Genomic DNA, 21,016 nt, shown 5'->3' with positions numbered 1-21,016 from the left:
CCCACGTCCATACCTCACAGAATCCTCTCGGAGCAGTGCGAAAAAGGAGTGCAAACACATGGTACAATCGAGGCGCGCTCACAACGCAGACGACACGAGGAACGAATCCGCCGACCGGAAACCTTCGGTGGCAGTGGAGAACCTATCGCTCACCTACTCGGACGGGACAGAGGCAGTCAAAGGCATCTCGCTGTCGATTCCGAAAGGCGAGTTCTTCGGCTTTCTCGGGCCGAACGGGGCGGGCAAGACGACGACAATCAAGATGCTGGCGACGCTGCTGGAACCAACCGACGGGACGGTGCGAATCAACGGCTACGACGCCACCTCCGAACGGACCGCCGTCAGGGGGACAATCGGATACATGGCCCAAGAGACAAGCGTCGACGAGGAACTGACCGCCAAGGAGAACCTCCGGTTTGCGTGTGAAGCCTACGGCGTCGCCCGGGCCCAGCGGGAGGGTCGAATCGACGAACTCCTCGATTTGGTCGACCTCGCGGACGTCAGCGACACCCCTGCCGAACAGTTCTCCGGGGGGATGAAAAAGCGCCTCGACGCCGCCACGGCGCTCGTCCACGACCCGGAACTCGTCTTCTTGGACGAGCCCACGACCGGTCTCGACCCCAAGGCACGCAACCGACTGTGGGCTTACTTCGAGCGTATCAACGAAAACGGGACGACGATTTTCCTCACGACCCAGTACCTCGAGGAGGCCGACCAGCTCTGTGACCGTCTCGCAGTCATCCGCGACGGAACTCTCGTCGAAGACGGCTCTCCCGACGAACTGAAACGGCGCGTCGGCGGAGCGAGACTCGAAATCGACGTCGACGGTGGCCCGGCAGCCGTCACGGAGGCCACAGACATCGCTCGCAACAGCGCCCTCTTCGAGCCCGACGTGGCCGTCGATACCACCGAGGACGGTCTCAGGGTCACCACACAGTTTGCCAGCGACCACGGGACGGAACTTCTGGTCGCGTTGCGCGACGCGGGAATCTCCGTAAGCGGGTTCGACATCGAAGAGGCCTCGCTGGACGACGTCTTCCTCGCCATCGCAGACGACCAGGCCGACAATCTCGAACAGCCAGGGGAGGGGTCAGCGTGAGTACGCCCGACTTCGGCTCCGAATCCTCGCGTGTGCCGTCCGGCAACGGCGTGGTCGGAGACATCTGGGTGAACTTCAAACGCTGGAACCGCAAGGCAATTCGGAACCCGACCCCCGTCTTCCTCGATGTCGTCATGGCCGTTCTCTCGCTGTTGATGTTCACTGCAGTCTTCGGCGAGGCCGGCGCACTCGCCCTCGAACAGAGCGGTTTCGGGGATGTCGGGTACGTGTCCTTCCTCGTGCCTGCCGTCTTGGTTCAGGTGTCGATGGCCTCTTCGGTCTCTTCGGGGATTGGTCTCGTCGAGGACCTCCAGACCGGCATGTTCGAGAAGGTCGTCGTCACACCGATGAGTTGGACCGCCGTCTTCGCCGGCAAGGCCGCCGCCGAACTCCTTCGCATCGTCCTCCAGGTGCTGGTCGTCCTTGGCCTCGCCCTGGCTATTGGCGGGCGCATCGAGACCGGGCTCCCCGGCGTAGTTGGCATCGTCTTCGTCTGTCTCCTGTTCGGGACGTGGTACATGTCGCTCTCGAATATTCTTGCTCTCGTGACCCGGGACCAGGAGGCGCTCGACGCGGCCGCGTACGCCTTGCTGTTCCCGTTGCTTTTCATCTCCTCGGCGTTCCTGCCCGTCTCCTCGCTGTCGGGGACCACACAGATAATCGCCAAACTCAATCCGGTGACCTACGCGGTCGACGCGGTCCGCGCGCTCGTGCTGGACCGCGACGTGATGACCGTCCTTGAGATCTCCGCATTCGGCGGCATCTACGACACACTTGCTCCTGCGCTGGCCGTGCTTATCGCGCTCAACATCGTCTTCGGTGCCACGACAATCGCGTTGCTCTCACGGGCCAGTAGTTCGAAGGCCGATTGATAGTGATTATTGCGAGTCGTTACCGCCGTGGTAACAGCAGACGGGGTTCACAGGATGTGACACGACGATTCCTGTAACGTGGTCACAAAAATTACCGCAATAATCACTATGAGTGCCACTGCTTCTTTTTGCCGTCACGTTACGCGGATGTGCCCCCTCCAGAGTGGCGATTTCGTCCCGTGATTGGGTCAGTCGTCGCTACAGGATGAGTGCCGACAGATGTACGCGACGACCTGAGTCCGGTCCGTCATCGAACCCTCCGCGAGGGAAGTCTTGGCTCTAAAAACCGGCAGACGGCAGAGGGCGGCGCAAGCATGGCTTGTGAATTGCTCAGAATGATGGTTTTCTGAAAAATCCTTATCGTCCGAATTTCGGGCCGTCAAACGGTATAGAGACGAATCTGAAAAACCCAGGAACGAGGAGGAATCGAAGTGGGCCGACGCGGATTTGAACCGCGGACCTCCCGGTTATCAGCCGAGCGCTCAACCTAACTGAGCTATCGGCCCAACTGAGTGCATCAACAGGTATCCGGCAGGCACTGTTAAACGTTACTTTTCTCACCGAGAGTCGTCGACATCTTCGAAATCTACGTCACTAGTCGCCTCGAAGCCGTTTTCGCCGGAGTCGGGGCCGTCTGGCTCGGTTGGGCCGTCGTTGCCGCCGGGGAAGCCGCCGACGTAGACGTTCCCGGTAGCGAAGCCACCGGTCTTGTCGTCGACGTAAGGGACGACGACCCACCTTTTGAGCGCGAGGCGAACAGGGTACCGCGTCAGTGGGAGCACCAGCACGAATCCGATGGCGTCGGTGACCAGTCCCGGTGTCAGGAGGAAGGCACCAGCAATCAAGAGCAGCGCGCCGTCGAGCAGTTCGTTCGTGGGGGCTTCGCCGCGGGCAGCTTTGCGCTGAATCTTCGCGAGCGTGTGTCGTCCCTCCAGTCGGACGAGGAAGACACCGAGCAGAGCAGTCAACACGACCAGCAAGACGACGAGTTGCCAGCCGAGAATGCCGGTCAGGACGACGAGAAACAGCGCATCGAGCAACGGAATCAGCAGCAACAACCCGATGAGTCTGAGCATACCCGCTCTTTTCTCCCCTCGCCCAAACGCTTTTCGAGAGGGTTCAGCGTTGCCGACAGTATTTTTTACCGACGACGTAACACACACAATATGCCGTCTGGAACGCTGTCGGCCCGGCTCACGCCGCTGTTTGCAGTCGTGACGCTCCCGCTTGGTATTCTCGCGGCACTGTTTGTCAGCCTGCCGGCCGCGGCCGCTGTCTTCGTCGTCGGGTGGCTGTTGCTCACGCCCGCCTCGGCTATCCTGTTCGGGCCGCCAGAACCGGGCCCGGAGTGGGCTGACGACGAAGTCAACGACCTGGTCGAGGAGCGCATGAAAGAGGCGATGGACGAACAAGACTCGTCGGCAGACCCCGTCGAGGAGTTGCGCGAGCGCTACGCCCGAGGCGAAATCGACGAGGTCGAACTCGAACGCCGCCTCGACGCCCTCTTGGAGGCAGAAGACGTGAGCCAAAACAACACAGAACGCATCGAACGCGCGGTCGAGAACCTCGATACCGACACCGAAACGCCGGAGGACCTGCTCACAGACCGCGAGTGATTACTGGTACATCCCCAGCGGCTGGGCCTGCGTGCTCTCCTCGGCGGCCTGGTTCATCTGCTTGGCGAGTTTCTCGCGTGCGCTGGCAATCTCTTCGGCCTGTTCGACCAGTTTGTCGGTGTCGACGTCGATGTCGGCGAAGGGCTCGATAGCGTCGACGAGTATCACCCGTGCAGACTCGGGGTCCGGGAACTGGCGATTGGCCTGCACGACGAGGCCGACCGCGTCCATGTCCTGCTGGCAAGCCTCGGCGAACAGGGCGCCCGTCGGCCCGGTTATCATTCCGTTCTCGGTAGGCGTCGGAATCTCGGTGTCCGCGAGCATCGCCAGCCCGTCGCCACAGCCCATCCCGTACAGTTCTGGCCGCCCGTCTTTCTCCTCGGGGAGACCGCTCAGCAGAATCGGTGTCACGTTTTCCTCGCCGAACCAGGCCGACAGACAGCCGGCGAACTCGGGGGCAGCCTGTGGCGAGACCGGGACATCACTCTGGAGGACCAGCAGGTCTCGCTCCTGGTCTGCGTAGATGCGAACGGGCGGACGGACTGTTCGGTCACCCTCGCTGTACACCGCGACGCGGGGCAACCCCTCGCAGTGACAGGAGGCGTAGTGAGTCATATCGAGCGTCTCGACGAGGTGGTCGGCCGCGATTTTGCCGACCAGCCCCACGCCGGGGAGTCCCTCGACGAGTATCGGTTCTGTGAACTCCACCTCGGTGTGTACCTCGACGTGTGCCATGCTGCAGGCGACGACCGCCGACAACTTAATGGTCTGTGTCACCGGCGGCGACGGCTGCCCCGAACTCCCGGAATACGCCGACGTTCGCAAAGAGGAAGGCAGCGAAGCCGACACGCAGCAGGAAGTCGATGTAGGCGACGAGAATAGCGCTGACATCCGCGTCGAACACATCGAGCGTCGTGAACGCGGTAATAATGAGGACGCCGATGAGGAACAACAGCAGGTTACGGAACTTCCGGTAGAGCCGCTGTCTGTCCGCCTGCGTCGTCTGGACGGTACGCATGAACGGGCCGGCAAAGAGCCAACAGAGCACGACGAACCCGCCGACGACAATCAGCGCCCCGAGGATAGCGACGAGTCCGCTGGCCAGTGCAGTTCCCTGAAAAGCGAGATTCATGCTCACCGGCAGGGCGATAGCCACCCCAAGCTTGCGGCGGCTCACTCCGGCGAGGTACGCCGCCAACCCGAACAGCGTCCCGTACGCGACGGCGCCGTCGAGCAAATTTGGCACGTCGAGCGTTCCCTCACCCACAGAGAGTGCCCCGACTGCGAACCCGGACGCAGTGTTCGTAACCGCCGCGAGCAACACGAGCCCGAGCAGCGGATAGCAGTACTGTCGCAACTCCGTCGGAATTGCCTGGAGCCAGACGAGTAACGCGACCACAGCGACGGCGTAGGCACCGGCGAACGTCAGCGTAATCGGGTCGGTCATCTGTGCCCACCTCCGGTGGTCGCCGTGACCTCCCGTGAGGTCTCGAAGGTCGACAGCATCTCTCTGAGTTCCTGTGTCCGGTCGACGAGCGCGTCCGCGCGTGACTCCGTCGTGTTCATCCGCTCGGCGGCTTCCTGTGCAGTTTCGGCCAGGTCGTCAGATTCACGAGACACCTCGGTCGCGGTGTTCGACGCGTCGCGCACTGTCGCTGCGACCTCCTCGGTCGCGCTCGCGCCGTCGTCGGTCGCGCGCGCTATCTCGCCCATTGCTGTGTCGATGTCGGTAACGGTATCGGTCAGCGCTTCGAGCGTCTCGGCGGCCTCCTCGACGGTCGTGGCCCCCTCGACAGTCGCTTCCCGCGTCGACACCATCTTGTCGCTGACTTCGCCCACGTCGTCACGGACCGACTCGACGACGCCCTCTATCTCGGCGACGACTTCCTGTGACTCCTCGGCCAGCGATTTCACCTCGTCGGCGACGACCGCAAAGCCCTCGCCGTCGGCGTCTGCCCGCGCGGCCTCGATGTTGGCGTTGAGCGCGAGCATGTTCGTCTGCTCGGCAATCTCGTCGATGAGTGCCGTCGAGTCGACGACGCGCTCCATCTCGGCGTCCAGGCTCTCGACGAGCGTCTCCAGTTCCTCGACAGTGGTTTCGATGTCTTCCATCCGCGCAATGGCTTCCTGTGCCCGCTGTGTGCCGTCGCGACCGATATCAGCGGCGTCCTCGGCAGACTGGGCAATGTCCTGTGTCGTCGAGGCCACCTCCTCTATCGTCGCCGATAGCTCGTTTGTCTGGTCGGTCGTCGCGGTGAGCTGGTCGGCCTGGTCGGTCGCGTTATCGGCCATTTCGAGAACTGCCTCGGCGACCCGCTCGTTTATGTTCTCGACGTCGCTCGCGTTCTCGCTGACTGTCGTGCTCGCGGATTCGACCTCCTGTGCGAACTCGATGAGGTCACCGATGGTGTGCTCGAACTCGGATGTCATCTCGTTGAACGCCGCCGCGATATCTGCCATCGCGTCGATGTCGCTCTCGGCTTCGACCCTGACGGTCGTGTCGCCGTCGGCGAACTGCTGCATTGCGGCGTTAAACTGTTCGGCGTCCTCGACGAGCTGTGCGTTCAGCTCCTCGGCCTCGGTCTGTGCCTCGCGGGCACGCTGTTCTGCCTGCTGTGCATCTTCGAGTGCCTGCTCGGACTCCTCGATTGCATCGCGCAAGGAGAGTCGCATGCTGTCGACGGCATCGTAGAGTGTGCCGATTTCGTCGGGCCTGTCAGACGACAGTTCGACGTCCAGCTCGCCGTTTTCCATCCGCTCGGTCGCGTCAATAAGGTCCCCGAGTTCGACGCGCAGGTTCCCGCTGAGGACGATGCCAAGCAGCCCCAGATGCAGAATGAAAATGACTGCCGTTCCACCTGCAGCCGAGATGACTGCCTGCTCGTCTGGTTCCCCTTGTAACAGTATTCCAACAAATGCCCCGGTAAACAGGAGAGATACGAGGGTCACAGCCAGCACTGCGGCAGTGACACGATTGCTGTATTTCCCCTGTATCGATTCTATGAGCCCCATACATCTGTTAGTGCAAAGGCGTCGTATAAGAATGACGTTGATAGTTCCATATGAGCGAGATAGTGTTTATATACTAACAATACTGGCCGGCGAGGTGAGGCGACGGGTCCGGTCAGCAGTTTGTTCACAAGCCCAGACGGCGAAAGCCAGCGACCACGGCCAGTCGCCACGGCGCAAGCACGAGCAGGCCGAAGACGACGTTCACGACGACGAAGACGGGACTAGCGCCGCCGGAGAACAGCGACGTTGCACGGATAAGTGCACCGACCAGTGCGATGCCAGCCCAGCCAGGAACGAGTAGCGCAAGGGTCTGGCCGTAGCTCCGGAGTGTCCGGCCCTGATACAACCCGAGAAGCGGTGCAAACACGAGCCAGGCGATGAGAAACGGGGCAAGCGTCTCGGCAGTGTGAACCGGGACCTCCCAGGCGCGGAGGTTGTGAGCGTACAGCCCCCAGGCGATGAACAAGAGCAACCCGAGCAGGTCCCCGAGCAAGACGAGCGCGGCCGCTGGCGAGGCCGGCAACGACGGCCGGACACCGAGCGTGCGTACGTGACGGAGCATCCTCAATGGCACTCAGGAGTCGACGCTTATCAGTCTCACTGCATCGACCTATGGCGCTATCGCGGCCGGAGTCGGCTGACCCGCTCGGACGGGGAAACCTCTCTGTTTGCAAGCAGCCGGTCGATGCGCTCGTCGATAGGTGGGTGTGTCGACAGCCGGCGGTCGCGGTGTTCGGTCCGGTCGTCGTGGATGTACAGCACGGCGAGCAGACCCTCACGCGGCGTCGTCGCACGGTGGATTTTCGCCAGCGCGGCGGCGAGTGCGCGCGGGTTGCCAGTCAGCTCTGCAGCACGCTGGTCTGCGGCGAACTCTTGGCGGCGCGAGTAGGCCAGAAAGCCGAGCGCAAACAGCGAAAACAGCGCACCGAGCCCGAGCAAGACCACCTGCCGAACGTAGCCCGCAAGCCCGAGCCGTGACCGCCCCGGTTCGCCAGCTATCCACGCCCCGCCACGTTCGACGCCAGCGAGCAAGACGACTGCGGGGAACAGCAACGCGAACGCGGCCCCGACCAGAAGCCGGGCGGCGGTGAGAGCGAGCGTGTTCCAGAGCGTATCGAGACGCTCCATGTGTGCGAGTTCGTGGGCGAGAATCCCTTCGAGTTCGTCGATAGTCAACAGCTTGAACAGCCGCCTGTCGAGGACGACCACACCCCGCCGCGGCCCGCCAATAGAGAGCGCGTTTGGCGCACCCAGGTCGGCGAACAACAGCGTCGGCTGGTCTACCTGCGATTCGGAACAGAGCCGTTCGAGTCGGCGATAGAGCGCCGGTGCACGCTCGACGGGTATGGTGACGGCGTCGAGGCTAGCGACGAGACGGACAGTTCCGGTCCGGTAGCCAACGTATCCCGCGACAACCACCACACCGAGGAACGCGACCGCAATCGTCGCCGGGCCGGGCGGGTTGGCGAGCAGCCACTGGAGGCCAACGAACCAGGCGACAGCGACCGCCGCGTGGACGAGAAGCAGCCCGACTCCGACCGCCGCTGTGAGGGTTCGCGCCAGCACTCTCATATCGGATACTTTGCCTTCGAGACCCCAAACCGCTTGCGTCGCGTTGGCCCGCAGTCTTATACCGGGAGGCATACAACAGTCAATAGACGACAGGGGAAACTCCGAGATGGTCGACAACGAACACAGCGACGACCCAGGGCGACCGTCCAGCCGCCACGAGCAGCTTCTGGCGGCGCTCGGAGACCCCGTCTGGACGTTCGACACGGGCGGTCAGTTCGGCTACGTCAACCCAGCATTCGAGCAGAAAACGGGATACAGCGCGGCCACGGCCGAGGGTAAGCCACTGACGCTCGTGATGGACGACGACGCACAGCGGCTGCTGTCAGCAGCCGGTGACCTCGAAAAATCCGAAACGCCACAGCGCAGCGTTGAGGCGACACTCTGCGCGCGGGACGGTGAGACGACTCCGGTCGAGTGTACGTTGACCGTCACCGGCGACCAGCCCTATGGCGTTGTCGTTGCCCACGATATAACCGCGCACAAGGCACGTGAAAAGCGCCTCTCGAAATTCGCCAGCGTCGTCAGTCACGACCTGCGAAACCCGCTCGATGTCGCGCTCGGGCGGGCAGAGATGCTCCCGGAGATAGCTGATGTAGACGAGGAGAGTAGCCAGCATCTCGAAGAGATATACGACTCGCTCACGCACATGGAGCAACTCATCCAGGACGTGTTGACGCTGACACGAGAGACTCAGGAAACCGTCGAGACAGAGCCTGTCGAGGTGACAGCAGTCGCCAGAGAGGCCTGGGGAAACGTGGCGACCGACGCCGCGACGTTGACGGTGAGCACCGATATCGAGGTGCTGGCACACCGAACGCGGCTGCTCAGACTCTTCGAGAACCTCTTTCGGAACGCTATCGAACACGGTGGGCCGACCGAGTCAAACGGGGAGGCACGCAACGCGCCGAGTGATGACGAGACAGCCGACGCCGTCAGCGTCCAGGTAAAGGTCGTCGAGGACGGCGGACCTGTCGGATTCGCCGTCATCGACGACGGGCCGGGTATCGACGAGGCCGACCGCGAACGGCTGTTCGAGGGAGGGTACAGCACGGCAGACAAGGGGACGGGGCTCGGTCTCACCATCGTCCGAGAGATTGCTGACAGCCACGGCTGGACGGTGCGCGTCGGAGACGGCGACGGGGAAGGGTCGGGTGCCCGGTTCGAGGTAACCGGCGTTACGATAGCCCGCGGTAACGATTCGAAAGCTTGAGAAGTGTCTGTACCGGTATATCTGGGTATGGAACTTCGGGTTATCGACAAACAGGAGAACGAACTCTCTATCGAGATTGCCGGCGAGGACCACACGTTCATGAACGTCCTGAAGGGGACGCTGCTGGAGACCGACGGTATCGAGGCGGCGACCTACGACGTGAATCCGGAACAGTCCGGCGGCCAGACCGACCCCGTTCTGACAATTAAGACCGAGGACGGCGTCGACGCACTCGACGCCCTCGAAGCTGGAGCCGAGCAGGTCATCGAGAAGGCAAACGACTTCCAGGCAGCCTACGACGCAGCAGTCTGATTTTCGCGGTTACGCCTCACAGACGAACTGCCCGAGGAACAACTGTCCGTCGACGGCGTGTACGTCGACGCCGACGACAGTGGCCGACCGTACGGGCTCGAAGCCGGCCTCGACGACCGCGGTCGCGAGTGTCTGGCCCAGCTCCGGGGCAGTCTCGCTACCGTCGACAGTCACCTGCTCGTCGCTGAACGTTATCGGTGTCCCGCGTCGACACTCTTCGCCAAGCAGGTCGCTCACCCGCTGGTCTTCGGGCAGGTTTCCGTCGGCGAGTAGGGTTTTGACGAGGCGCTGATTGTAGAACGTCGACACCTCGTCGAGGTGGTCGCTGCGGTCGAGTTGTGGCCCATCAGCCCGGTCGAGTTCCTCGTTCAGCGCCGCCACGTAGGCGGCTTCCACGTCCGCGAGCGCGACGCCTCCGGTGGCTGTCGCGTTCCCCGGTACGTCGTCGACTCCCGGAACGCCGCCCTGGTCGAACCCGGGAACGTCGAGCACGCCGACGAGGCCGAGCACGACGACGCTCGCGACGGCGAGCGTTACCCCGAGCGCGAGAATATACCGCGGGGTGACGAGGTCGAGGTACCCCGGCGCGGACAGTTCTGCCTGGTCGACGTGCTGGCGCTGTTTTTCGAGTGTCGGATTACCGCATCGACTACACGGCGGTGCGTGTTTGGGGTGTTCGCGCCCGCAGTCCGTACAGGCCCAGACGATAGTCGCTTCCTGGTTTCCCTCGTCGGCAAGGTCGGTCTGTCTGACGACCGCTTTCTCGAACTGGCCGTGGCCGCAGTTGTCACACGGCGGGTCGTCTTCGTCGTGGGGTTTGCCACACCACTCACACCGCCATTCCATTGTGCCGAGCTAGGGAAGTTCGCTCTAAAAGGCTGGCGTTCCTGGTGGTAGATTCTCGTTCGATAGAAGCGTTACCGAGAACGTGAGACAGCCTACAGGCGGACGGGAACGTCACGCTCGTCGAGGTAGCGCTTGACCTCGCCGATGGAGTACTCCCCAAAGTGGAAAATCGAGGCCGCGAGCGCGGCGTCGGCGTCGGCTTCGGTGAACACTTCGTAGGCGTCTTCGGGACCGCCACAGCCCGAGGAAGCGATGACCGGCGTCGACACGGCGTCACAGACTGCATTCATCAGCGGGATGTCGTAGCCGTCTTTGGTGCCGTCAGCATCGATAGAGTTGACGAAGAGTTCGCCAGCACCACGAGCTTCGGCCTCGCCTGCCCACTCGACGGCATCGATGCCGGTGCCCTCGCGGCCGCCTTTGACGGTACACTCGAACCAGCAGGATTCGCCGTCGGCCTCGACGTAGTGTTCGCCTTCGCTGTCGAACCGGCGGCGTGCGTCCACGGAGATGACGATACACTGGCTGCCAAACGCCGACGCGCCCGCCTCGATGAGGTCGGGATTCTCCAGCGCGCCGGTGTTTATCGACACCTTGTCTGCGCCGGCCCGCAGCGTCTCTTTGATATCTTCACGGGTCCGGATGCCGCCGCCGACGGTCAGCGGAATAAAGACCTCGTCGGCGACCGCCCGGACCGTGTCGAGCATCGTCTCGCGGCCCTCGGCCGAGGCCGTGATATCGAGAAAGACGAACTCGTCGGCACCGGCCTCGTTGTACCGCTTGGCCATCTCGACGGGGTCACCCGTGTACTCCAGGTCCTCGAAGTTGACGCCCGTGTACACCGCCGGGTTGCCGTCGTCGTCGACATCGACGTCGATACAGGGGATGATGCGTTTTGTGAGTGCCATAGAAGCTGGTCTGTTGTCTGCTCCTTGCGAGTCGCCCCACGTAGACCTTTCTATCACCGCGTTGCTCCCCAAGTCACGGACGAGATACCCGAACGTTTAATTGTGCGCCTCTAGCCCATGTGCCTGTATGTCGACAGGCACGGTCCGCGGGACGGTCGACGGGCTGGCACGCCGAGCGAATCCCGCATTCGCCGGGGGTGTCGTCGCCGTTGCCGTCCTCGCGCTGGGGTATGTGCATACGGCTGCGTCACTCGAACACCACACCTACGTTCACGTCATGGCGGGACTGCTCTGGACGGGTATTGATATCTTCATGGGCGCAGTGCTGGGGCCGGTCGTGGGTGGCCTCGACGACGAGGAGAGCGCGGCGGTCTTTCAGCGACTCACACCCAAGACGACCTTTCTTCTCCCGTCGCTTGCTTTCGTGACTATCGCGACGGGTATCACCCTCTCGAACAGACTGGGGCTGTTCTCACACGCCGAGGCCTGGCTGGCGCTGTTTACCGCGGCCAATCTGATTCCGATTCTGCTGTTGCTGGGGTGGCGACTCGACGCGTGGGGCGACCGCCGCTGGCAGGCGCTCTTTGGGGTCGTGGCCGTCGGCTCGCTCACCTGGGTCGGCCTGACCATCGGCGACTTCCAGATGACCAACCACGCTATCGCCGTCGCCCTCGGGCTGGTGACCATCCTCTCGGTACAGGGGTTTGGCTTCCTGTTGCCCGGCGAGTTACGGATGTACCGGGAGATGACATCCGCGAACCCCGACGCCGGCATCATCAGCAGCATCGGGAAGCAAAACGCCATGCTCGGCGGCGTTCAGGGAGTCGTGCAACTGTTGCTCATCTTCGTGATGGTCTCTCTTCGGTACGGCGGCTTCTAGCACCCGTCGGCGCTACGTCCGACCGTCTTGTAGGCGTAGATTCGCGAGGAGGCCCCCGACACCTCCGAAGACCAGCGGGTACGTGACACCGGCCAGGAGCGTCGCCTCGGCAGGGTCGAGCGCGACGAAGACGAAGTCGGCACTCCCCGAAAGCGTCGCGAGTACGAGACCGACAGCAGGCGCATACCCGAGTACTATCGCCGCTCCCTGAACGGCGGCTTTCTGACGAGGGGCGTCCGGCTCGACCGTCCGGACTGCACACCAGCAAAGTGAAACGGGCGGGACGAGGTAGTAGACGACACCCGGCACGACACCGACGCCGGCGACGCCCATAACGACTCCGTCGGTGACACCGGCGTGGGCGCTCAGGAAGTCCCCGAGCGTCCCGAGAAACAGCGCCTCTAGACCGACCCCAGTGACCGTCACGTGTGCCGTCGAAGCGATGTGAATCCCGAGAAAGAGCGCGACTGCCGCGTACGTACAGAAGGCGGCGACGAGACCGTATCCCGTCGCTCGTACGGGCATCGACGCGCGGCTGACTCTCTCGCGTGACTCCATATCCATCTCTCTGGTGGCAGTCGGCATAAGCGCTCGGCGAAACCTCGTCGCCGAGGCGACACCAGCGGCTACTGGTGTGTCTTGATTTCTTCGGCGATATCGGCCATCTCGTCGTCGTCTAACTCCGCCATGTCGAACAGCCGGTGAATCGACTTGGGGCCGTCCTCGGCCGTCTGTGGGACGATGTGAAGATGCGCGTGTGGCACCTCCTGGCCGGCGTCCTCGCCGTTGTTAATCGCGAGCGTCGTCGCCGTAGCGTCGGTCGCCGCCTCGACGGCGTCGGCAATCTCGCCCGCCGTCGAGAACACGTCGCCGACCAGCTCCGGCGGCATGTCGTTCAGCCGCTCGTAGGGCTCTTTCGGGACGACCAACGTGTGCCCGGGCGCGAGCGGGTTCGCGTCCAGGAACGCGTAGGTCGTCTCGTCCTCGTAGACGGTGTAACTCGGTATTTCGCCCTCGATTATCTTCTCGAAGATGGTCTTCTCGCTCATGTCCGGGTGGTTGCTCCCCTCTGCAATGAAGATTGTCCTGTGGCCGCGACGACACTTTTCGTGAGAGTGTTATTAAAATATCTACCGTATATTACCAACTATTATCATAAGAAGCGGCGCTTAAAGCAGTTCAATTAATAAGACACGGGTCGTAGCCCAAGGTAATGAGCGACCATGCTGTGGAGACGACGACCCTCCGTCTCACGGTTCCCGAGATGGACTGTGCGTCGTGTGCCGGGACCGTCGAGGCCGCGGTAGGTGGCCGCGGGGGTGTCGTCGCAGTCCAGCCGGCGGCAGCGACCGGGCGGGTGACCGTCGAATACGACAGCGAGCGCATCGGCCGGGACGGCATCGTCGCGGCCATCGAGAGCGCGGGCTACGAGGTGGCCGACACATCGGGAGCGGATGCAGGGCGCGGCTTCGGAGATATCTGGCTGAGCCCCCGCGCACTCAAGACCTGGGCGAGTGGCCTGTTCCTGTTCGCAGGGCTGGCCGCGGTCGTCGTCCCGGCACTCGATATCGAACTCGTGACCGTGCTCGGGACGCCACACCGGACGGGAGACGCACTCTTCTTGCTGGGAGCGGCGGTCGGCGGTGAAGTCATCCTCCGGAACGGGGTCGTGTCGGCACGGAACCGTCAACTCGACATCGACTTCCTGATGAGCGTCGCTATCCTCGGTGCCGTGACGGCGAGTCTCGGCTTCGGCGAGGCACTCTACTTCGAGGCGGCGACGCTCGCGTTCCTGTTTAATATCGCGGAGTTACTCGAAGCCTACTCGATGGACCGCGCCCGGAACTCGCTCCGGGAGCTAATGGACCTCTCGCCTGACGAGGCGCGTGTCCGTCGAGACGGGGACGACGTGATGGTACCGGCAGCGGAGGTCGAAGTAGGTGAGACTGTCGTGGTCAAGCCGGGCGAAAAAATCCCCGTCGACGGCGAGGTACTCGACGGCGAAAGCGCCGTCGACCAGTCACCGGTCACCGGCGAGAGCGTCCCGGTGGACAAGACTGCCGGGGACGAGGTCTATGCGGGCACGCTCGTCGAGGGCGGTTACCTCGAGGTCGAGACGACGGCCGGCGCGGGCGAGCACACCCTCGCACGCATCGTCGACCTCGTCGAGGACGCAGGGGCCGAGACCACCGACCGCGAGCAGTTCGTCGACCAGTTCGCGGGCTATTACACGCCGGCGGTGGTCGGCCTGGCGTTGCTGGCGGCGGTCGGCGCGCCGCTCGTGGTTGGCGGCTGGCAGACGTGGTTCGTCCGCGGCCTGACACTGCTCGTGTTGGCTTGCCCCTGTGCGTTCGTCATCAGCACGCCAGTCTCGGTCGTCTCGGGTATCACCAGCGCCGCCCGCAACGGCGTCCTCATCAAGGGCGGGGCCTACCTCGAAGCGATGGGTGACGTAGAGACCGTCGCAGTCGACAAGACTGGTACCCTGACCAGAGGCGAACTACGCGTCACCGATACCGTTCCGCTCAACGACACCACAGAGACGGACTTGCTCCGACGTGCACAGGCGCTCGAACGCCGGAGCGAACACCCCATCGGGAACGCAATCGTCGAGTTCGCCAACGACCGTGACATAGCCCAGGCGACGGTCGACGACTTCGAGGCACTAACCGGTAAGGGAGTCCAGGCGACTGTCGACGGGCGCAAACACTACGCGGGGAAGCCGGCGTTGTTCGAAGACCTCGGGTTCGACCTCTCGCATGTCCACGCGGCGACCGACGGCGGCGTCGCCACCCACCCGAAAGAGGAGTGTACGCGCGACGACTGTCTGGACCTGCTCGCAGAGACGATTCCGGAACTCCAGCGAGAGGGGAAGACGGTCGTTCTCGTCGGAACCGGCGAGGCACTGGCGGGCGTCATCGCAGTGGCCGACGAAGTGAGGCCCGGCGCGGCGACGATGGTCGACCGACTGCACGACCTCGGCGTCGAGCGGGTCGTCATGCTCACCGGCGACAACGAGCGGACCGCCCGCGCAATCGGCGAGCAGGTCGGCGTCGACGAGGTTCGCGCCGAGTTACTACCCGAAAATAAGGTGGCCGCAGTCAGGGAGTTCAGCGAACACGGCGGGGTCGCCATGGTCGGCGACGGCATCAACGACGCCCCCGCGCTCGCGACCGCGACCGTCGGCGTCGCGATGGGTGCCGCCGGGACAGATACAGCCCTGGAGACGGCAGATATCGCCCTGATGAGCGACGATATCGCGAAACTGGGGTACCTGCGCTCGCTCTCACGGCAGGCAAACGGCGTCATCAGACAGAACATCTGGGCGAGTCTCGCGGTGAAGGCGCTGCTGGTCGTTCTCGTCCCCTTTGGCTACGTCCCCATCTGGGTCGCCGTTTTAGTCGGCGACGCTGGCATGACCGTCGGCGTCACTGGTAACGCAATGCGTCTCTCGCGAATCACGTCCTGATAGTGATTATTGCGGTAATTTTCGTGACCACGTTACAGGAATCGTCGTGTCACATCCTGTGAACTCCGTCTGCTGTTAGGCGGTAACGACTCGCAATAATCACTATGAGTCAGATTACAGTTCGTGGACGGTTACCTCGAGGTCGCCGTCTTCGGCGGTGACGGTCATCATCGTCGGTCTGTCGGCCGGGTTCGCCCCTGTTACGCTCCCGGGATTCAGGATGCGGACGCCGTCGTGTGTCGTGTCTGTTATCTCGTGTGTGTGACCGGCGACACCCACCGCGATGTCGCCAGTCGCGTGCTCAGTGACGGCATCGGCAACGCGCTGTGTCCAGCCGCCCCGCGAGCCCGTACCGTGTGTGACGACGAACTCGACGCCGCCGCATTCGACGGTGGCGACGGTAGGGAGTCCAATCTGGGGGTCCATGTTGCCGTGGACGGCCGTCAGCTCCGGCGCGAGGTCCTGAGCGTCTGTGAGCGCGCCCTTGGAGTCGAAGTCGCCGGTGTGGATGACGTGGTCTGCGGTCCGAATCTCCGAAACGAAGGGGTCGGGAATGTGTGGCTCTCGTGACGGGATGTGGGAGTCACCGAAAAGTGCAAGCTCCATATCCCTCGTTCTGTCGCCGGCCGACAAGAAGGTGATGCCCGGAGTCAGTTCGCGTCGCTCACAATCTTCACCACGTCTCCTTCGGCGAGTTCGTGGTCGTCGCTGATGCGTCGCCCTTCTCGGGCGTCGACAGCGTGGATGTAGCCGTCGCCGATATCGGAGTGGACGGCATAGGCGAGGTCGACAGGCGTCGAACCGTCGGGCAGGAGGTGTGCATCGGGCAGCATCCGGCCCTGTGCGTCGGTCCAGTGGGTATCGTCTTCGACGGGGTAGGCGGTGATGTGATCGAGCAGGTCGTAAACCACCGTGTCGAGCGCCTGTTGGATTCCCGTTCCGGCGTACTCTGTCATCACCGTTCGAATCTGTTCGAGTCCCTCACGTTGCTGGTCGCTCACGTCGCCGGCGATATCGAAGTCGTCGTCGCCGGGGTCGTAGTCGATGACGCCCGCCTCAGCGGCCCGTCTGAGCGCGAGTTCGCCGTCTGCGGTCGCGGGCAGCACACGTTCTGCGGCCTCGCGGAGGCGCTCGATGTTCTCCTCGGGGGCGATGTCTGCCTTGTTGGCGACGACAATCTGTGGCTTGGTCTCTGCGCGGATGTCGGATGCGAGGCGCGTCCGGTGTTCGTCGGCCCACTCGCGTGGGTCGTCGGGATACTCCAGGTCACGAAGGACGCGCGCAACGTCGGTTTCGGTCGCGCCGATGCCGGTGAGCATCTCGGCGAGTGCGTCGTCGATATCGAAATCCGGGGAACGGGATTGGCGCTCGATAGACTCCCAGTTCCGGGAGACGATTGCGGCGAGCCACTGGTCCATCTCCGTCTCGATGAAGTCCACGTCCTCGACGGGGTCGTGCTCGCCGACCTCGACCGGCTCGCCTTCGGCGTTTGTCGCGCCTGCGGCGTCGACCACGTGAACGATGGCGTCGGCGTCAGTCAACTGGTCGAGAAACTGGTTGCCGAGTCCCCGTCCCTCGTGTGCGCCGGGGACGAGTCCGGCAACGTCGAACAGGTCGACGGGAACGTATCGCTTCCCGTCCTGACAGTTGTCGCTATCACACTGGCTATCACGGTCCTGACAGGGGCAGTCCGTCCGGGCGTAGCTCACACCACGGTTGGCGTCGATTGTGGTAAACGGATAGTTCCCGACCTCGACGTCGGCCATCGTAGCCGCCGTGTAAAACGTCGATTTCCCCGCGTTTGGTTTCCCCGCGAGCGCAAGCGAGAGCATACCCGGCCTACTCCGGGGAGAAGAAATTCACTTTCGGTTCAGGGCCGAGAAAACTGCCCTTACGACTCGTCGCTGGTGTCCGGCAAATCACCGGCACCGCCGTCCGACCGTGGGTCACTCGCAGTCTCGGGGCGCGGACCCACTTCGTTGCAGTCTAGCTCGGTCTCCCCGGCAGTTTCGTCGTCAGCCTGCTGCCTTTCGTCTGCGTCCTCTGTCTCTGCGTCGATGACGGCGTCGTCGATGACTGGCTCGGAGACGATTGTCATCTCCTCGCGGGCGCGGATTGCACCCTCGACCTCGGCGTCCTGATGGAGTTCGACGTACTCGCCGGACACGTCACCGCGAACATCCGTCCCGGGACCTACGCGTACCGTCCCGCTGCGCGTCGTCACGTTACCGGTCACTTCGGTCCCCGAACCGACTGTAATCCCCTCTCTGGCGCGCAGACTGCCGAAAATCTCGTTATCGCGGCCGACCACCAGCGATTGAGCGCGGATGTTGCCGTGGAGGCGGCAGTCGTCGCCGATACGCCCGGGCGTCGAGACCCGCCAGGCGTCGTCGCTGACGTGGCTCCCCCGCGGGACGACGACGGGCTCGTGTGCCCGCTCTTCCTCGACGACAGCACTCAACAGCGTCTCGGCTTTCTCCTCCTCGCCGATGCGGAGCAACTGCGAGAGGTAGACGAACAGGAAGACGATTGTCGGCATCGGGTTACGGATGACAATCCAGCCGTTGGCGTCGAAGCCGTCCTCGATATCTACGTCGTCGCCGATGTCGAGGTTGCCCGCGACCCGTAACTCCCCGCCGATGTGGACGCGTTCACCGAGATACGCATCTTCACCGACGAGGACGTTGTCTGCAACGTCACACCACATATCGAGCCGACAGTCGTCCTCGGCCTCGATGTGACCGCCGAACGTGACTCGCTCGCCGGCGATGACGTTGCCACCGCGCACGCCGAACTCGATGGTGCTCTGCCCGCCGACGATGACATCTCCGTCGGTCACGAGGTCGTGTTCTTGGACGTGGGTCTCGTCGGGCACGACGAGTTCGTCCAGCGGGTCGGAGCGAAACGACGGCACACTAAGATACGCGCGTTCCGCAGTATTAAAGCCCAATGCCGCGTCAGACGGCCGTCTGACGAAGAGCGGAGGCAGGAGCTGGCCGAGCGTCCCCGTCTGTGACCCGAATTGTCGGATGTTACCACGTTATAAATATATTATAAATTATAAATAACTAAACGACTCGAAACAGAATCATATTAGCCCCAGATAGCAACGACGGCGGTAATATGCAATTTTAGGAACTATTGGCGTAGTATTCAATCACGTAGGACCAAGACAGATAACATACTATATTTATAGTACATATTCAGAAATTTTTATATATTTGTGATTCGATATCTTTAGAGATGGCAACAACAGATTCGAATCCACTCGTACAGTGGTACGAAACACGCGTCGGAACGTCCTCGACAGCAGACGAAGCAGTGGGCTACTGGGTGTTCGTCCTCGGTGTCTTGACCGGGGTTCTCGGGATTGGGCTGGTACTGGTCAGCGAGGTCGAGTCAGTCGAGCGAGAAGCGGGAGCAATGCTCGCCGCAGTCGCGTTACTCCTGTTGCTCATCGGCCCGGTAATCAGACTGCCGCTACAACGAGCCGCAACGTTGCTCTCGTATCTCGGGGCAGTGCTCTGTCTGCTTGCCGTCTCGTGGTTTGTCGTCGCCTATCCCGCAAACTTCGGCTCGCAGTTCGACGGACAGGAGCTCCAGATTATCGGCCTCTACGGACTTGGCGTGCTGGCAATTGCTGCCGGAGGCATCTTTACACCGATGTTGATGAGTCCGCGCGAAGAACAAGAGGCCGCCGAAGCACGCGCTGCCGAGGCCGAGCGCGAACGCGACGCCGCAGTAGAGGAGGTGAGCCAGCAAGCGACCGAGGCCGCCAGGCAGCAAGTCGAGCGAGAGGCACTCGAAACGGAGTTACGACGTATCGAGGACAGCCAGTCACAGTTCGAGCTGTTCACCGACAACGGCGGGAAGTACCGCTGGCGGCTCCGTCACCGCAATCACAATGTCATCGCCGACAGCGGCCAGGGGTACTCCTCCCGCCAGAAGGCACAGCAGGGACTGAGCGCCGTCAAGCGCGACGCCGTCGGTGCCGGTGTCGTCGACTTAGACAAGGCAGACGTTGCAGTCACAGACCCAGACGAGGGCATCGACGGCGACGACGCGCCCGGCTTCGTCGAGGCAGCCAAGAGCAAAGCGACCTTCGAGACCTACGAGGACAACGAGGGCAAATACCGCTGGCTACTCCGCCACGACAACGGCAACATCATCGCGGCCAGTGGCGAGAGATACACCACGCCGGGTAGCCGAGACGATGCAGTCGAGCGCGTCAGGCAGTACGTCCAGTCGGCAGACTACCTCAAACTCGACCCCTCGGCGTTCGAACTCTATCGCGACAGTGCTGGCCAGTACCGCTGGCGACTGCTCCACAAGAACGGGAATATCCTCGCCGACAGCGGCCAGGGGTACACCTCGCGACAGAAGGCTCGCAATGGTATCGACAGCGTCCAGTCGAATGTCGGTGACGACGCCAAGGCCAGCTTCGAGGTCTACGAGGACAAGGCGGCAAGTACCGCTGGCGACTCCGCCACGACAACGGCAACATCATCGCCGACGGCGGTGAAGGCTATGCCAGCGAGAGCGAAGCCGAGAATGCGGTAGTGCGCATCCGCGAGTACGGACCAGACGCACACGTGCTCGATGTCGGCAGCGCGGCCTTCGAGGTTTACGAGGACAACGCCGGCGAATGGCGCTGGCAACTTCGCCACCGTAACGGCAACCTCATGGCAAACAGCGGCGAAGGCTACGCCTCCCGGACCGGCGCAGAAGACGGCATTCACAGCGTCAAACACAACGCCCCGAACGCCGAGGTGGCGTGAGCGACACCACCGAGTGAAACGCCTTTGTCTCCGCGCCGTCACACACGAAGTATGGGATACAGCTGTCCGGTCTGTGGGGACCCACAGGCTGACGCGCGCCACCTCGCCAACCACCTCGCCTTTACCGCCCTCGTTCGCGGGGGCGACCACGAGGCGTGGCTCGACGACCACGTTCCCGAGTGGGAGTCGATGGACGAGGAGGGACTCGCGCCAGAGGTTGCCGACCAGGCCGACGAAACGGAGTACCCACAGGTGTTCGAAGACACGACAGAACACCACGACCACAGCCACGAAGCGAACTCACCGGACCTCCCGGATGACGTGGCCGTAGCCGACCTGCCAGATCAAGACGACCTCTCGGCGGAGGCGGCAGACGCCATAGAGCGCGCCAGAGAACTGACCAGACAGCGCCACGATGATGACGAAGACGAGGCATAGAAGG

General features: G+C 62.9%; 21 protein-coding genes, 1 tRNA gene and 1 pseudogene. 9 read left to right on the top strand and 14 right to left on the bottom strand.

Annotated elements, in window-relative coordinates:
• Nucleotides 1-58 precede the first annotated feature (58 nt).
• The gene (locus BLR34_RS00625) at nt 59-1,099 is read left to right on the top strand and encodes an ABC transporter ATP-binding protein (RefSeq protein ID WP_092698371.1); all 1,041 of its coding nucleotides are present in this window, start codon (nt 59-61) and stop codon (nt 1,097-1,099) included.
• Nucleotides 1,096-1,971: an ABC transporter permease gene (locus BLR34_RS00620; protein ID WP_245683162.1), complete on the top strand. Its 876-nt coding sequence runs from the start codon at nt 1,096-1,098 to the stop codon at nt 1,969-1,971. The genes BLR34_RS00625 and BLR34_RS00620 overlap by 4 nt, the downstream gene beginning before the upstream one ends.
• 432 nt (nt 1,972-2,403) lie before the next feature.
• Here BLR34_RS00620 and BLR34_RS00615 read toward each other — a convergent pair.
• Together BLR34_RS00615 and BLR34_RS00610 are read right to left on the bottom strand one after the other, a co-directional pair.
• A tRNA-Ile gene (locus tag BLR34_RS00615) sits at nt 2,404-2,477 on the bottom strand.
• A gap of 51 nt (nt 2,478-2,528) precedes the next feature.
• Complete coding sequence (locus BLR34_RS00610; RefSeq protein ID WP_092698369.1) at nt 2,529-3,047, bottom strand: FxsA family protein; 519 nt, start codon at nt 3,045-3,047, stop codon at nt 2,529-2,531.
• Between the two features lie 90 nt (nt 3,048-3,137).
• On the opposite strand from BLR34_RS00610, the gene BLR34_RS17220 reads away from it, so the two are divergent.
• A complete protein-coding gene (locus BLR34_RS17220) occupies nt 3,138-3,587 on the top strand; it encodes an SHOCT domain-containing protein (protein WP_092698367.1) in 450 nt (149 codons plus the stop codon).
• Here BLR34_RS17220 and BLR34_RS00600 read toward each other — a convergent pair whose 3' ends face one another.
• From BLR34_RS00600 to BLR34_RS00580, 5 genes are all read right to left on the bottom strand, one after another.
• Nucleotides 3,588-4,322, bottom strand: a complete 735-nt coding sequence (locus BLR34_RS00600) for a proteasome assembly chaperone family protein (protein ID WP_092698365.1) — start codon at nt 4,320-4,322, stop codon at nt 3,588-3,590.
• Between the two features lie 25 nt (nt 4,323-4,347).
• The gene (locus BLR34_RS00595) at nt 4,348-5,034 is read right to left on the bottom strand and encodes a G protein-coupled receptor family protein (protein WP_092698363.1); all 687 of its coding nucleotides are present in this window, start codon (nt 5,032-5,034) and stop codon (nt 4,348-4,350) included.
• The gene (locus tag BLR34_RS00590) at nt 5,031-6,599 is read right to left on the bottom strand and encodes a methyl-accepting chemotaxis protein (protein ID WP_092698361.1); all 1,569 of its coding nucleotides are present in this window, start codon (nt 6,597-6,599) and stop codon (nt 5,031-5,033) included. Before BLR34_RS00590 ends, BLR34_RS00595 begins: the two co-directional genes overlap by 4 nt.
• Before the next feature lie 124 nt (nt 6,600-6,723).
• On the bottom strand, nt 6,724-7,161 hold the full coding sequence (locus BLR34_RS00585; protein ID WP_092698359.1) for a DUF3054 domain-containing protein: 438 nt from the start codon (nt 7,159-7,161) through the stop codon (nt 6,724-6,726).
• Nucleotides 7,162-7,217: 56 nt separating this feature from the next.
• The gene (locus tag BLR34_RS00580; protein WP_176765188.1) at nt 7,218-8,171 is read right to left on the bottom strand and encodes a M48 family metallopeptidase; all 954 of its coding nucleotides are present in this window, start codon (nt 8,169-8,171) and stop codon (nt 7,218-7,220) included.
• A 106-nt stretch (nt 8,172-8,277) separates the two neighbouring features.
• Between BLR34_RS00580 and BLR34_RS00575 the strand changes: the two genes are divergently transcribed.
• Both BLR34_RS00575 and BLR34_RS00570 read left to right on the top strand, forming a co-directional pair.
• Complete coding sequence (locus tag BLR34_RS00575) at nt 8,278-9,381, top strand: two-component system sensor histidine kinase NtrB (protein WP_092698355.1); 1,104 nt, start codon at nt 8,278-8,280, stop codon at nt 9,379-9,381.
• A 27-nt stretch (nt 9,382-9,408) separates the two neighbouring features.
• On the top strand, nt 9,409-9,693 hold the full coding sequence (locus BLR34_RS00570; RefSeq protein WP_092698353.1) for a DNA-directed RNA polymerase subunit L: 285 nt from the start codon (nt 9,409-9,411) through the stop codon (nt 9,691-9,693).
• A gap of 9 nt (nt 9,694-9,702) precedes the next feature.
• Here the strand turns inward: BLR34_RS00570 and BLR34_RS00565 are convergent, their stop codons facing one another.
• Entirely contained in the window at nt 9,703-10,539 is an 837-nt protein-coding gene (locus BLR34_RS00565; protein WP_092698351.1) for a hypothetical protein, read from the bottom strand.
• A 92-nt stretch (nt 10,540-10,631) separates the two neighbouring features.
• Nucleotides 10,632-11,447, bottom strand: coding sequence for an imidazole glycerol phosphate synthase subunit HisF (gene hisF, locus BLR34_RS00560; RefSeq protein WP_092698349.1), 816 nt, complete (start codon nt 11,445-11,447; stop codon nt 10,632-10,634).
• A 163-nt stretch (nt 11,448-11,610) separates the two neighbouring features.
• On the opposite strand from hisF, the gene BLR34_RS00555 reads away from it, so the two are divergent.
• A complete protein-coding gene (locus BLR34_RS00555; RefSeq protein WP_176765204.1) occupies nt 11,611-12,327 on the top strand; it encodes a hypothetical protein in 717 nt (238 codons plus the stop codon).
• Nucleotides 12,328-12,339: 12 nt separating this feature from the next.
• On the opposite strand, the gene BLR34_RS00550 is transcribed toward BLR34_RS00555, so the two are convergent.
• Both BLR34_RS00550 and BLR34_RS00545 read right to left on the bottom strand, forming a co-directional pair.
• Nucleotides 12,340-12,885: a DUF7978 family protein gene (locus BLR34_RS00550; protein ID WP_092698345.1), complete on the bottom strand. Its 546-nt coding sequence runs from the start codon at nt 12,883-12,885 to the stop codon at nt 12,340-12,342.
• A 68-nt stretch (nt 12,886-12,953) separates the two neighbouring features.
• A complete protein-coding gene (locus tag BLR34_RS00545) occupies nt 12,954-13,376 on the bottom strand; it encodes an HIT family protein (protein WP_092698343.1) in 423 nt (140 codons plus the stop codon).
• Between the two features lie 164 nt (nt 13,377-13,540).
• Between BLR34_RS00545 and BLR34_RS00540 the strand changes: the two genes are divergently transcribed.
• Entirely contained in the window at nt 13,541-15,796 is a 2,256-nt protein-coding gene (locus BLR34_RS00540; protein WP_092698341.1) for a heavy metal translocating P-type ATPase, read from the top strand.
• Nucleotides 15,797-15,910: 114 nt separating this feature from the next.
• Here BLR34_RS00540 and BLR34_RS00535 read toward each other — a convergent pair whose 3' ends face one another.
• The 3 genes from BLR34_RS00535 to BLR34_RS00525 are packed head-to-tail and all read right to left on the bottom strand — an operon-like array spanning nt 15,911 to nt 18,710.
• Nucleotides 15,911-16,402, bottom strand: coding sequence for a metallophosphoesterase family protein (locus BLR34_RS00535; RefSeq protein ID WP_092698339.1), 492 nt, complete (start codon nt 16,400-16,402; stop codon nt 15,911-15,913).
• A 44-nt stretch (nt 16,403-16,446) separates the two neighbouring features.
• Nucleotides 16,447-17,628 (bottom strand): redox-regulated ATPase YchF, encoded by a 1,182-nt coding sequence (locus tag BLR34_RS00530; RefSeq protein ID WP_092698337.1) that lies wholly within the window; start codon nt 17,626-17,628, stop codon nt 16,447-16,449.
• Nucleotides 17,629-17,687: 59 nt separating this feature from the next.
• Entirely contained in the window at nt 17,688-18,710 is a 1,023-nt protein-coding gene (locus tag BLR34_RS00525) for a polymer-forming cytoskeletal protein (protein ID WP_092698335.1), read from the bottom strand.
• Between the two features lie 329 nt (nt 18,711-19,039).
• Here BLR34_RS00525 and BLR34_RS00520 point away from each other — a divergent pair.
• Both BLR34_RS00520 and BLR34_RS00515 read left to right on the top strand, forming a co-directional pair.
• A pseudogene (locus BLR34_RS00520) lies at nt 19,040-20,574 on the top strand (HVO_2922 family protein).
• A 51-nt stretch (nt 20,575-20,625) separates the two neighbouring features.
• A complete protein-coding gene (locus BLR34_RS00515) occupies nt 20,626-21,012 on the top strand; it encodes a DUF5810 domain-containing protein (protein ID WP_092698332.1) in 387 nt (128 codons plus the stop codon).
• The last annotated feature ends 4 nt before the right edge of the window (nt 21,013-21,016 follow it).

It is taken from the genome of Halovenus aranensis (assembly GCF_900100385.1).
Taxonomy (GTDB): Archaea; Halobacteriota; Halobacteria; order Halobacteriales; family Haloarculaceae; genus Halovenus; species Halovenus aranensis.
The sequence above is the reverse complement of the archived record's forward strand: the minus strand, read 5'-3'. Positions and strand labels throughout refer to the sequence as shown.